Origin of the sequence: Sulfuriferula sp. GW1, from assembly GCF_047300855.1 — a bacterium.
Lineage (GTDB): Bacteria > Pseudomonadota > Gammaproteobacteria > Burkholderiales > Sulfuriferulaceae > Sulfuriferula.
The window spans coordinates 897,561-910,083 of the sequence record NZ_CP170197.1; the positions used below are offsets into that span (position 1 = coordinate 897,561).

General features: G+C 56.9%; 10 protein-coding genes and 1 tRNA gene. 7 read left to right on the forward strand and 4 right to left on the reverse strand.

The window, feature by feature from the left end; all coding sequences use genetic code 11:
* Positions 1-2 precede the first annotated feature (2 nt).
* Complete coding sequence (locus ACFDAU_RS04550) at positions 3-1,196, reverse strand: hypothetical protein (protein WP_413438829.1); 1,194 nt, start codon at positions 1,194-1,196, stop codon at positions 3-5.
* Positions 1,197-1,198: 2 nt separating this feature from the next.
* On the reverse strand, positions 1,199-1,654 hold the full coding sequence (locus ACFDAU_RS04555) for a hypothetical protein (RefSeq protein ID WP_413438830.1): 456 nt from the start codon (positions 1,652-1,654) through the stop codon (positions 1,199-1,201).
* A 234-nt stretch (positions 1,655-1,888) separates the two neighbouring features.
* Between ACFDAU_RS04555 and ACFDAU_RS04560 the strand changes: the two genes are divergently transcribed.
* Positions 1,889-1,976: transfer RNA gene (locus ACFDAU_RS04560), tRNA-Ser, on the forward strand.
* A 543-nt stretch (positions 1,977-2,519) separates the two neighbouring features.
* On the opposite strand, the gene ACFDAU_RS04565 is transcribed toward ACFDAU_RS04560, so the two are convergent.
* The gene (locus tag ACFDAU_RS04565; protein WP_413438831.1) at positions 2,520-4,664 is read right to left on the reverse strand and encodes an autotransporter domain-containing protein; all 2,145 of its coding nucleotides are present in this window, start codon (positions 4,662-4,664) and stop codon (positions 2,520-2,522) included.
* A 720-nt stretch (positions 4,665-5,384) separates the two neighbouring features.
* Here ACFDAU_RS04565 and ACFDAU_RS04570 point away from each other — a divergent pair.
* Positions 5,385-5,939 (forward strand): DsrE family protein, encoded by a 555-nt coding sequence (locus tag ACFDAU_RS04570; protein WP_413438832.1) that lies wholly within the window; start codon positions 5,385-5,387, stop codon positions 5,937-5,939.
* Positions 5,940-6,134: 195 nt separating this feature from the next.
* Here ACFDAU_RS04570 and ACFDAU_RS04575 read toward each other — a convergent pair whose 3' ends face one another.
* A complete protein-coding gene (locus ACFDAU_RS04575) occupies positions 6,135-7,898 on the reverse strand; it encodes an ABC transporter ATP-binding protein/permease (RefSeq protein ID WP_413438833.1) in 1,764 nt (587 codons plus the stop codon).
* A 715-nt stretch (positions 7,899-8,613) separates the two neighbouring features.
* Here ACFDAU_RS04575 and ACFDAU_RS04580 point away from each other — a divergent pair.
* From ACFDAU_RS04580 to ACFDAU_RS04600, 5 genes are read left to right on the forward strand one after another with little or no spacing between them, the layout of a single operon-like run.
* Positions 8,614-9,495, forward strand: coding sequence for a radical SAM protein (locus ACFDAU_RS04580; protein WP_413438834.1), 882 nt, complete (start codon positions 8,614-8,616; stop codon positions 9,493-9,495).
* Positions 9,495-9,878 (forward strand): holo-ACP synthase, encoded by a 384-nt coding sequence (gene acpS, locus ACFDAU_RS04585; RefSeq protein WP_124705396.1) that lies wholly within the window; start codon positions 9,495-9,497, stop codon positions 9,876-9,878. The genes ACFDAU_RS04580 and acpS overlap by 1 nt, the downstream gene beginning before the upstream one ends.
* Positions 9,875-10,951 (forward strand): beta-N-acetylhexosaminidase, encoded by a 1,077-nt coding sequence (nagZ, locus tag ACFDAU_RS04590; protein WP_413438835.1) that lies wholly within the window; start codon positions 9,875-9,877, stop codon positions 10,949-10,951. Before acpS ends, nagZ begins: the two co-directional genes overlap by 4 nt.
* Entirely contained in the window at positions 10,938-11,888 is a 951-nt protein-coding gene (locus ACFDAU_RS04595) for a cation diffusion facilitator family transporter (RefSeq protein WP_413438836.1), read from the forward strand. The genes nagZ and ACFDAU_RS04595 overlap by 14 nt, the downstream gene beginning before the upstream one ends.
* Positions 11,888-12,520, forward strand: coding sequence for a uracil-DNA glycosylase (locus ACFDAU_RS04600; RefSeq protein WP_413438837.1), 633 nt, complete (start codon positions 11,888-11,890; stop codon positions 12,518-12,520). Before ACFDAU_RS04595 ends, ACFDAU_RS04600 begins: the two co-directional genes overlap by 1 nt.
* The last annotated feature ends 3 nt before the right edge of the window (positions 12,521-12,523 follow it).

Genomic DNA, 12,523 nt, shown 5'->3' on the forward strand with positions numbered 1-12,523 from the left:
GTTCAGAAGCGGTAAGCCGCCTGGAATAGCCACATATTCCAGTGGCGTGAAGTGGCAGCAGGATTGGGATTGTCGCTGTAGGTCAACCAGGCAGTGCCATCCACATGGTGAAATTCGCCACGCAGCAGCCAGTTGTTGCCGAGCTCGTAACTCAGGCCGGCGGTCAGATCCTTGGCAAAGCGGCTATGGGCGGGCACGCCGGTCAAGGCGCTGAATGCCTGGCCATCCTTGTCGTTGTTATCCCTGTAGGTGACGTCATAGCGCGCCAGGGCCGACCATCTGGTTGTGAGCCGATAAGTTCCCTGAACATAGTAACTGCTGCCAGTTGCAGCGCGATTCAGGAAGAAGGCGCCAAAATTCTGGGCATTAATATGGTTTTGCGCGTATTCGCTGGTGAACACCCAGTTTTCGGCATTGTATTGCCCGGACAGCACCCAGGTGTCAAAGTGAATATTGCCTGCCCGCAGGGCATCTGGGGCTCCTGGCTGGTAATGCGCGCGCATGCTGACCCCGGTCAATGCCAGTTTGAAATGACCATTGCCTGGTTCCAGAAGAATCCGTCCGATATAGGAAATATCACTTTTAATCTTTCCGGGCCTATCTTTTCCCAGAAAGGTGCCTTCGGTTTCTCTATCGGAGGTGTCCGGTCTGGTCACGCCGAACTGATAGCTGAGGTTGCCGATAGGTAATACACTTTCACCATAAACTGCCATCCCCGGCGCAGACAGCACGAAGTTGCGGATGCGATCCAGATAGATGGATTGTGGCAGCAGGATACTGGGACGGGTAAACGCCACATCACGGGTTTCATTGTACAGGCCGTAAGGGTTTTTGATCTTGCCCAGATACAAGCCGAAGCGCGTATTCTCGCTGGCGTGAATGGTGTAATCCGCGGTTGCATAGTCGATACGCGGCGAGCCATTGTCGGTTTCACCTGCACGGCGCGCAACGGCCTGGGCCGATAACTGCAGGCTGGGATTGAGGCGCCAGGAAATATTCGCGCCCAACTCAGTAAAATCAAGGCTGGCTTTGTTTTCGGTATTGCCGAAAAAGTTGTTGTGGTCCGTACTGATAACAGACTGGCTGGCGAATCCATGCACCTGAACTCCCTCGGGCAGGCTGTCTGCATTGGCGTTCATTTCGTGGCCGGCAAGCGCCAAAGCCACCACCAGTATTTTTATGTAGGTTCGATTCATGATTATTCCGCCGAGAAGGTTCTGACCGGATTGCTCACCGAAAGAGTACGCACCCGGTCGCCCGGTTTCACCTTCCGCACATAACCCAGCGCACCGGGCGTGCTGGCAACTTTTTTGAGCATTTCCTCTTCCGAGCCCACCTCCGTGGGCGCTTGTCCGGTACCTGAATAAATCTGCCGGTCCCAGGTCTGGCGTAGTTGATAGGGGTAAATGTCCAGTGCTTCCTTACAAAAAGTCCGATGCAGCGGATTATCGTCAGGCAGCACGAATACCCTGACTGGCTGGCCGTCCGGCCATTGCAGCAGTTTCATTGCGAACATGGCGCGCACAGCGTTTTGCGATGCAGCGGAGATCGTGACGCTCGGGTTCACAATAATCGTCACGGCCCATGTTTTGACTCCGAAAAACAGACAGGAATACAGCAATGCATGCGCCATGGTGTGAGCAGCGCGAATCATGAAAGCACGAGAGGAATGCATGTAAATTTTTTTGTCATCAGCGGGAGTCTGCTGGTGATTCAACCCTGATTCATTATGGAAAATTATGGCAAATGATAACAATGTATTCAGCCTCGCACACCATGTCTATCGGGTATTCCCGATTTTGATGCTGGCGCAGCCAGTATTCCTGCTGGCTAATCTGTTCGCCCACGGCTAAAATGTGACCCGCATCGCAAGCTAAGCATGAAACAAGGAAGCGTGGCAGAGTGGTCGATTGCACCGGTCTTGAAAACCGGCAAGGGGCAACCCTTCGTGAGTTCGAATCTCACCGCTTCCGCCAATACAACATCCGAAATCGCCCTCACGCCCTACCGGTACTTTTCTTCTCCATAGTTGGCCTATTGATCCGGCCAGAATATGCTTGAATTCGCTCGGCGTCTTTCTTGCCGCACTCGCAAGTTTCGCTGACCAATCAGGGTTCAAACTTCACCTGGCCGGATCCATGGTAGGCGTTTATATTGGCAGCGGCGTGCACGGTTCGCGCATGGGTTATTGACGCAGTATCACACCAGCCGATTGATCCACGAGCCGGTCGACGCTGCCAGATGACGCACAGCTAAACCGGGGGTGTTGAATGAGGCGAGGTGTAACGTTATAGGCCGACGCCCGCAGACATTGAATGTTGCAGAAGTACTAACACCAGTCTTTTAATAAGCAACACAACAGAAGATGCCCGGCACCTGCTGTTGTGTTGAGTTTTGAATATGACAAGAGAGGGAGGAATCCCTCCAGCGCCTAGCACGCAGACCTCCCTAAGCTCCGGTCGGCTGAAATAAGAGCTTTCGGGAAGCCCTCGGTTAGCTAGCCCTGACGCAGGAGGGTATTAAAATTTGAGACTCGCGATAAGTGACACTTGATTTGACGAGTAACTGCTGTCATTCCATTTATAGTCGTAGAGTCCCTTGACCGTCCATGAATTCTTGTCGCAATTGCATGATAGAAATGTCATTCCTGCACCGACATTGTACAACTCCCGATCCTGCTGTATCCCTTGCACATTAAACGTTCCACCACCACCCGTGAAGGCCGCGTTTTGCGCCATCGTCGTCGAGTTGAAATCATGCAACCATTTGACGTGTACCTCCGGAGAATAGGTGCGATTTCCGGATTGTATGACACGTTCAACCTTCACTCCCAAACCTGATTGAATGAAATTGTAATCCTGGCTATCCACACGCAGATTCACGGCGCCGGCACCGCTTTCCGTATAGCCATCTACATGGATACGGGACGCTTGCAATGAAGCGAGCGGCGTAACGGTGACCTGCTGGTCTAAGTAAAAATGTTTTCCTGCCGAGACGAGAGCGGTGTACTGCTGCCCATTGTAGTCAGCGCTCGCTCTGCGATTCACACCCGGAAATACAATCTGGCGTGATCCATCATAACGATCCATCCCGGCCGTCAAAGCACCCTGGACAACCCACGGACCCGGCGTGTAATTAAGATAGCCCGTTACCTGATAAGAATCGATCTTGGTCTGAACTGTGGGATTGTTTCCGTTAATGGTGCTGTTCGCATAGCCACCACCAAAACCAATGCGGGTATCGTTGTTCAGGGGCTTGTCATAGGCCAGCACCAGCCCCAAGGCCTTGGTATCGTATCCGTTAATGTTATTGACCTCGCCCTGGCGGCCTAAACTACCATAGCCCTTCGCCCACCAGTTGCTGCTTTGCTCGTTCACTTTACACCGGTGCGTTGTTTTCGGCGCACTTGATTTATTGGGCTCACAGGTAGTGTCGCAGCATGTGTTTTGTACGTCGTCCATGCGCGCCCCCAACATGTCTTCAAACAGTCGTGTGGCCTGCCCTGCAACCCACGGCGCTGCCAGATTCGCACTGCTCGGGGCAAGCTGTGCCAGCGCATTATTGATGGATGCTGTATTGGGTAGCACTGCAATTGCGTCCTGTATGGTCCGCAAATCGGAACCAACCGGTGCATTCACATCCAATATTGGCGCGACTGCCAAAGCGCCAGACGCGGTGACAAGCGTCGCCAAGGGCGCGACCCCTGTCAGCTGAATGTCTACGTTGCCAAGGGTCGTCGGCAGGCCGGAAAAAGTGTAACGCGGGCTATTATTGATAACGTTTACCGGAGCGCCATTGGTGCCAGACGGCGCGGAAACAATCCTGTAAGTAGTTCCGTTTGTCAGTGCGCCGGTAACGGTTGTAATCACGGTAACGCCGCCGGCATTGATGGCCGAGTTACCGGTCGCGACAATGTTGCCGAACACAGCATTGCTGGCAAACGTGGTCGAAATCGTGCCGCCGGCGTTAGTGGTTAAGGCCCCATTGATGTTCAGGGTATTCGCGCCCAGGTTGAACCCTAGCGCTTGCACTGCGCCGATCACCGAGGCATTGCCGCCGACCACATTGACTTGCTTCAGCCCGCTTGCGCCACCGATAGCACCGATCACGCTGCTGCCGCCATTGAGGGTCAAAGTACCCGTATTCGCGGTATTGGTCGTGATGGCGCTATTGAATAGCTGACCCGCACCGACATTAATAAAGCCATCACCGGCAAAAATGGTGCTGGCCGCTACGATGCCTGGATTGACGCTACCATTGAAATTGACAGTTCCGGTCCCGCTGACGTTGAAGGTTGTTGTAAAAACATTCCCGTTAAAGTTTACCGTTGTCGCATTTGCACCCGCCGTGATGGCGTTGAATCGATTCAAGCTAGTACCAGTGAACCCTGTGACCGTCGAGTTGCCCAGGAACAGGATGCTGGCCAAATTGTTACCGTCGTTCGTAATGCCGCCACCGACATCGTTAAGCGCATTAATGTTGATATCCGGGTTGATGGTCAACAGTGCAGCACCCGTCGTGTCGATACCGGTTGCCTGCCCAACGCTATCGCCTGGAGCGGCACCGAAGATATAGGGCAAAGCGACTGTTTGGCGGGCCGAGCTGACCGGCGCCCACGCGGCGAGGGCAGCCGCAATGGCTGTATATATTAAAGTAGTTTTCATAAAATTCCTGGAAAGTAAATCTAGACGTATTACGTTAAGCTTCAAAACGGCTTTCCAGTCCTTGGGTGCGAAGAGAATCGCTGGAAACTACCGATACAAATGCCATTTCATTGTGGGAATTGCCTGCAAAATGAATAGCAAATAATAGGAAAGTCATTGAGAATATTGACTTTTCCGTATTATTTGTCCAAGTATACACGAGCTGGCTCAAAAACTATGTGCGGTAGGATACGTAACTAGTTGAAATTAATATATTTTAAATATAATTAATTGCCTTCATGCCTCCACTGGAATTTGCCGTTCGGTAATCCTGCTAGCCGCATCAGCTTTACAACCGGCCGCGCGCATAGCGCCATGCTCCTTGGCAGCCAGAAAATGGAGGGCGAACAGAAAGTGCGTCTAGCCATACAAAAAGGCTGAAGCGATGGTTTTCTTGACGAACTTTGAGCGCCGGAAACACTGATCGGCTTGATGGGGGACAGCTAGAGAGGAGCTTGTGGTTTTCTGCCCCATATCGGGCGGGGCGAGTGCGCGCTTTATTAAGCATGGTGGAAATTATTCAGATTAACCGAATATGCGAATGAACTAATTTATATTCCCTCATACTAATTGTGCGTGTCCGGATAAGTTCTCGGGCACTGTCCATCCAGCCGCATCAATCGCCTGACCCCAACCAGGTTTACAGCGGTTCACCTAATCAACCACGAGCAAGGAAAAATCATGCGCAACAACAAGCGGCCCATCGCCCTGGCCCTCGCAGGCCTTTTAATCCTGTCTTTGCAGGGCATTTCAACGACGGCTTTTGCAGAGACCAGCGATAGCGGGGCGAACAACGCCAAGCCGCCATTGCAGATCACCCACCAGACCGGACTTAAGGTTGCCATTCAGGTCAATTATGCGGATACCGTTCCCAATGGTGTCAGCAAGCAGGTGCTGGCGGCCAAAAATCTCTACGATCAATATACCGCCCTCGGCATGAAACCCGGCAAGGATTATGAAATCGTGATGGTGTTCCGGGGCGACGGTGCGCAGTTTCTGCTGACCGACGAGGCCTACGACCAGAAAGTGAAACAGCCACACCCCAAAGGCAATCCCAATCTGGCGATACTGGATGCGCTCAACAAGGGCGGCGTAAAAATGGAGGAGTGCGCCGTAGCGATGAAATTGAAAGGCTACACGCCCCATGACATTCTCCCCTATGGCCGTATCGTTGCATCCGGCATCGGCGCCATGATCGATCTGGAAAAATCCGGCTACCTCTCCATAACGCCGTAACGCGTGCCGCTGAACCCACCGAGGGCTTTCCGGCAGCCACGATGGGTTCAGCGGATGGACCTCCTGTAAGCCTGAATCCGGTTTCCCCGGTATGCGTCCTGGGCGATTCGCTCAGCATAAGAAAAAACTGATCGTTGCTCGTCACTCTGGAATGACGCTCAACCAATAAGATCACACCGATCAAAAAACTGCAGGCTACCGACTAAAGCGGTAGTCATCCGCCGCATACAGCTGCCATCCGCCATTCCCGTCGAGTTCCAGCACCTGCGGGTGATATTTCAGAATGGAGGGGCGATGGCCGACGCTGATCAGTGTGGTGGCGCTGCCTGCCAACTGCCGATACAGACTGTCCTCATTGGCGATATCCAGGGCGCTGGTCGCTTCATCGAGAATGGCGTAGCGGGGTGCGGCGAGCAGCACGCGGGCAAAGGCCACCCGCTGTTGCTCGCCCACTGACAGTACCTTTGCCCAGTCCAGCTCGGCATCCAGGCCACCCAGCCGGGCAGCGATATCAGGCAGGTTGACGCGATCCAGCAACTGCAGCAGTTCCTCATCGGTTATTTCGCTATCCTGCAGCGGATACAACAGCTGGCTGCGCAGGCTGCCCAGCAGCATGTAGGGCTGTTGCGGCAGAAACATCATTTCCCTGGTATCCGGCCGGATGATGCAACCGCTTCCGGAGTGCCACAGACCGGCTATGGCGCGCAACAACGAACTTTTACCGCAGCCGCTGGCACCCACGATCATCACCCCCTCGCCCGGATCGATCGCCAGGGTAAGGTTGCTGATCAGGGTTCGCTCATGATTCGGCGTCTGCAGGGTGAGGTTTTCGATGACCAGACGGGAATCCTGCACCAAAGCAATGTGATTCCCGGCCTGCGGCGGTGCGGTATCCTTTTCGGTGAGGAAGCTGGCGAAGCTGCTGAGACGATCTATCCCTGCGGCAAATCTGCTGAAGCTTTCGAAGTTATCCACGATGATCGTCAGCGCGCTCAATATCGCCGCAAAAGCCCCGGCCGCCTGAATCGCGCGTCCGACTTCCAACTCCCCGGAAAGCACCCGCCCGGCAATGATGGCGCTGGGCAAAATGATGGTCATGAAGCTGTAGCCGTACTGGAACAGGTTCAGGTTCAGTTGAGCCCGGATGAGTTTGTTGTAATTGCTGAAGGCTTCATTGAAACGTTGGCCGACCTGCCGTGACTCCTGTGCCTCGCCGCGATAAAAGGCAATGGCTTCGGCGTTTTCGCGAACGCGCACCAGGCTGAAGCGGAAATTGGCTTCGCGTTTGAGTTGGTAGAAATTGAGCCCGATCAGGACTTTGCCAAACACCAGCAGCGTGATTGCCGTGCCGGCAATCGCATAAATGATCAGAAAAAAGACCAGTTCTGTGGAAATCGACCAGAGCACGCCGCTGAAAGCCATGAGATCCAGCAGTGCGCCGATCAGCACCAGCAAAAAATAGAGGGATCTCTGGGTAAAGGTATTGATGTCTTCGGCAATACGCTGATCCGGGTTGTCGATCTCGGCGTTGGCATTCAGTTCGTAATAAGCCTGATTGCTGAAATAGCTGCCCAGAAAATGTCGGGTCAGCCAGCGCCGCCAGTAAATACCGAGCTTGTCCCGCACATAGTAGTAAAACGCATAAATCGGCACGGCCACGACCAGGATGACGAGACACTCTTTGATGGCAGTCCAGAACCTGTCCGCATTCTTTACCGCCAGCGCCGAGGTGAATTCCCCGGTCAACTGGTTGAACAGCACCGCGAATCCCGTCTGCCCCAATAACAGCACCACCAGCAGGACAAGCAGCCCCCTGGCTTGCCATTTCTCTTCCCCGGACCAGTAGGGAGCAGCTATTGCCCTGAAGCGCCGCCATAGATGACGATCAAAGCGGATCATGCGCGGGAAGCCAGCAGCATGGCCTTCTGTGAGGGATTTTTGTTTGTCGTTCTCAAACACCTTGGCGTTCCTTGCTTTTTCGACTTCGAATGGGCGGAGTGCGGGTCTCCGATTTTTTTACTTGTTTGAAAGTCTGAAACGGGTCGCGCAGAGTCATTCAATCACAAAACTCGATTTAGTCCTGTGTTTAGATGTGCATGATGACGGCATCATGATCGGCGTGCCGGGCTGATTTTCGATTTCAGGCAGCATCATGCTGCGCTATTTGCACTTGGTCATTGAACCGCCTCAGATATAACCGATCAGAGAATAACGTATTCAATACCAGGAAAGACAAACGGAAGCGCGCGCAAAATCGCGGCTTTACAACTTATCTCCCGCAGCACCATTCGCTAGTCCAAAACTGGGGCCGAGCAGATGATCCCAGGCAGTTTATCGACAAGTGGCGACACGGAGACCACGCATCGCAATGCGTGCAGCCCGCAAAGGTTTACCGCGATATATCGCCACACCTGAAATGCCCACAAGACGCTGGATGCGGCCGTCGCCCGGGCTTACGGCTGGAACGACTACACCCCGGCAATGACCGATGAGGAAATCCTGCGCCGCCTGCTCGCGCTCAACTTGTCCCGAGCGTAGAAATTACCGCGTAAGCGCCTGAAACCCGCTGCGATGATACAATTGCGTACATCCTCTGGGCCTGCAAGCGCCGTGCGTTTGCGGGGACATTTCTGATAACAGTTTTCAAGCGGCTGCGAGCCCAGGCACGGCGGACATGGCCGCGCCATCTATCATCGTGGATACCCAGAACAAGCCTCTGACACCTGCTGATCATTCGCGCGACGCCGCTGGCATGACTTATGTCTATCCGGTAGTGTCGCGCCGCGCCGGCGGGGTATCGGTGGGCATCAATCTCAACCCCAACAATGCCTGCAACTGGCGCTGCATTTACTGCCAGGTGCCGGGGCTCACGCGCGGCGCGGCGCCGGAAATCGACCTGGCGCTGCTCGAACGCGAGCTGGCCGGTTTTCTGCAACAACTGCTGCAGGGCGACTTCATGGCAACGCGCGTGCCGGAGAGTGCGCGGCGCATGAACGATATCGCCTTGTCCGGCAATGGCGAGCCGACCAGCGCCAAAGCCTTTGTCGAGGTGATAGAGCTGATCGGCCGGGTGATGGCGCGTTTCGACCTCACGGGTAAAATCAAGCTGGTCCTCATCACCAATGGCAGCCTGCTGGACAAGGCCTACGTACAAGCGGGGCTGCAACAGATGCGTGCGCTCAACGGCGAAGTCTGGTTCAAGCTGGACAGCGCCATGCGCGAAGGCTTGCGCCGCATCAATCACGCCGAACTCAGCCCGGAGCGGGTGTTTGCCAACCTGCAGACTGCCGCCGGCTTGTGTGCCACCTGGCTGCAAACCTGTATGTTTGCGATCGATGGCGCTGCGCCGCCGGAGGCGGAACAGCAGGCTTATCTGGATTTTGTGCGCCGCATCGTAAGCGCAGGCGTGCCTGTGCAGGGCGTGCTGTTGTACGGCTTGGCGCGGCCCTCGCAGCAACCCGAAGCGCCGCGTTTGTCGGCATTGCCGGCAGACTGGATGGAAGCGTTTGCGGAAAAAATCCGCGCGTGCGGGCTGGCCGTGAAAGTGAGTCTCTGATGATTTACGGTATCGGCACGGATATGGTGGCGGTGGCGCGCATGGCGCGGCTTTTGGCGCGCCACGGCGAGCGTGCGGTACAGCGTATCCTGGCGCCGCAAGAATGGGCGGAATTTGCGCGCAAATCCGACGGCGCGCGCTTTCTCGCCAAACGCTTCGCCGCCAAGGAGGCGCTGGCCAAGGCAGCCGGTACCGGCCTGCGCAGCCCGGTAGCGTTAAGCAATATCCGCGTGCAACATACCCCGCTGGGGCAACCCGAACTGGCGTTTGCAGCAGAGCTGCAAACCTGGCTGGCTGAACGGGGCGTGGCGCGCGCGCATCTTTCCATCAGCGACGAATCCGATTACGTTATAGCCTTTGTGATACTGGAAACCACACCATGAGCCTGGGTCCCATCATGCTCGACGTGCCCGGCGTGGCACTCAGCGACGACGACCGCCGCCGCCTTGCGCATCCGCTGGTGGGCGGCGTGATCCTGTTTGCGCGCAATTATCAGTCCCCCGCGCAACTGCTTGCACTGACAGCCGAAATCCACGCGCTGCGCACCCCGCATCTGCTCATCGCAGTGGATCACGAAGGCGGGCGGGTGCAGCGTTTCCGCGAGGGCTTCACGGTGCTGCCGCCGATGCGCGAACTGGGACGGATCTGGGATCGGCATCCCGCCGAAGCGCGGCGGCTGGCGCGCGAATGCGGCTATGTACTGGCTGCCGAGTTGCGCGCGCACGGCGTGGATTTGAGCTTCACGCCGGTGCTGGATCTGGATTACGGCGCATCCGGCGTGATCGGCGACCGCGCCTTTCACAGCGATGCGGATGCCGTCGCGGATCTCGCGCATCAGCTCATGCTCGGCCTCAGGGACGCGGGGATGGGCAGCGTCGGCAAGCACTTCCCCGGCCATGGTTTCGTGCGCGCCGATTCACATCTGGAAATCCCGGTGGACGAACGCAGTTATGCCGACATCGAGCAGGCCGATCTGGTGCCGTTCCGCCGTATGGCAGGTTATGGCATGACCGGCGTGATGCCGGCCCATGTGATCTACCCGGCCGTGGACAGCCGCCCGGCCGGATTTTCTCCGCACTGGCTGAAGCAGATATTGCGCAGCGAGCTGGGCTTTGACGGAGTGATTTTCAGTGACGATCTTTCCATGGAAGGCGCCAGCGTGGCGGGCAGCATTGTCGAACGCGCCGCCGCCGCGCTCGAAGCGGGCTGCGACATGGCGCTGGTGTGCAACAACTGCGCGGCTGCCGATGAAGTGCTGGCTAATCTGGACTGGCGCATGCCGCCCACCAGCATCGCCCGCATCGCGCGCCTGCACGGCAAACCGCATCCACCCGGCATGACGGAATTACGCGAGCAGACACGTTACGCTGCCGCCGTTCACGCCATCGCCGGTATCGGGCATGGCAGCGCAGATTTATGGGAAACCGACGGGAGTAATACTTGTGGCAAAGGCTGAAGACACGCATCAGGATCACGATCACGACCACGCGCACCATGGACACGACCATCACCACCATGGCCACGGTGGTGTGGGCATCGCGTTCTGGCTGACCCTGGGATTTGCCGCAGTGGAGGCGGGCGGAGGATGGTGGTCGGGCTCGCTGGCCCTGATCTCCGATGCCGGGCACATGCTGATCGACTCGTTGGCGCTGGGGCTGGCGGCGTTTGCCGGCTGGCTGGCGCAGCGCCCGGCATCGTATCGGCATTCCTACGGCCTGGTGCGTGCCGAGGTGGTGGCTGCGCTGGCCAACAGCGTGCTCATGCTGGCGTTGATGGTGGGTATCGTGTGGGAAGCCATCGCGCGCCTGCAAGCGCCGCAGCCGGTGCAGGGCGGGGCTGTGATGGTGATCGCCGCCATCGGGCTGGCGGTGAATATTTTTGTCGCCTATCACTTGTCGCGCGGCGAACAGACCCTGAATGTGCGCGCCGCGCTGCTGCACGTGCTGGGCGACATGCTGGGCTCGGTGGCGGCGCTGGCTGCGGGTGCGGTGATTTATTTCACCGGCTGGCTGCCGATCGATGCGCTGCTGTCGCTGTTCGTGGTGGCGCTGATCCTGGTTTCCAGCATTCGCCTGCTCCGGGAGGCGCTGCATATTCTGATGGAAGGCGTGCCGCAAAATCTCGACCTGCCCGAAGTAGGATTGGCGATGGCGCAGACAGCCGGGGTGAACTCGGTGCACGACCTGCATATCTGGACGCTGGCCTCGGGCAAGGTTGCGCTGTCGGCACATCTGGAAATTCCCGCCATGCAGGACTGGCCGGATATTCTCCACAACACACGGCAAATGCTGCACACGCGCTTTGATATCGACCACGTGACCCTGCAGCCGGAACTGCCTGCCGCCGGGCTCGAACAGGTGGGCATTCCGTTTTATCCGCGCCACCATCATTGATGACGTCCTTTGATCTGGGCTGCCGTGCCTGCCCGCGTCTGGCCGGTTTTCTCGACGAGGTGCGCGTGGCGCATCCGGCTTATCATGCGCGCCCGGTTGCGCCGTTTGGCGATGCCGCACCCTGGCTGTTGATCGTCGGTCTGGCTCCCGGCATGCACGGCGCCAACCGCAGCGGCCGGCCGTTTACCGGCGACCACGCCGGGATATTGCTCTACGAAACCCTGCATGCCTACGGTTTCGCCAGCCAGCCCACCTCAGTGAGTACTGACGACGGCTTGCAATTGCACGGCTGCCGCATCACCAACGCGGTCAAGTGCCTGCCGCCGGCCAACAAGCCGGAAACCGCCGAGATTCGCCAGTGCAATCGTTATCTGGCGCACGAAATTGCCGCACTGCCTAGCGATCTGGCCATCCTTGCATTGGGCAGCGTCGCGCATGCCGCCGTGCTCATGGCGCTGGGGCTGAAAGCCAAATCCCACGCGTTCGGCCATGGCGCGGTGCATGTACTGGACGATGGCCGCACGCTTTACGACAGCTACCATTGCAGCCGTTACAATACCAATACGCGCCGCCTGACGCCGGACATGTTCCGCGCCGTGTTTGCGCGTATCTGTGCTGACAAGGAGGGATGAGCC

Coding starts and splice junctions, on each gene's coding strand:
- ACFDAU_RS04570 (WP_413438832.1), top strand. CDS start 5,385: ATGCGCAACAACAAGCGGCCCATCGCCCTGGCCCTCGCAGGCCTTTTA.
- nagZ (WP_413438835.1), top strand. CDS start 9,875: ATGAGCCTGGGTCCCATCATGCTCGACGTGCCCGGCGTGGCACTCAGC.
- ACFDAU_RS04580 (WP_413438834.1), top strand. CDS start 8,614: ATGGCCGCGCCATCTATCATCGTGGATACCCAGAACAAGCCTCTGACA.
- acpS (WP_124705396.1), top strand. CDS start 9,495: ATGATTTACGGTATCGGCACGGATATGGTGGCGGTGGCGCGCATGGCG.
- ACFDAU_RS04565 (WP_413438831.1), bottom strand. CDS start 4,664: ATGAAAACTACTTTAATATATACAGCCATTGCGGCTGCCCTCGCCGCG.
- ACFDAU_RS04600 (WP_413438837.1), top strand. CDS start 11,888: ATGACGTCCTTTGATCTGGGCTGCCGTGCCTGCCCGCGTCTGGCCGGT.
- ACFDAU_RS04550 (WP_413438829.1), bottom strand. CDS start 1,196: ATGAATCGAACCTACATAAAAATACTGGTGGTGGCTTTGGCGCTTGCC.
- ACFDAU_RS04555 (WP_413438830.1), bottom strand. CDS start 1,654: ATGATTCGCGCTGCTCACACCATGGCGCATGCATTGCTGTATTCCTGT.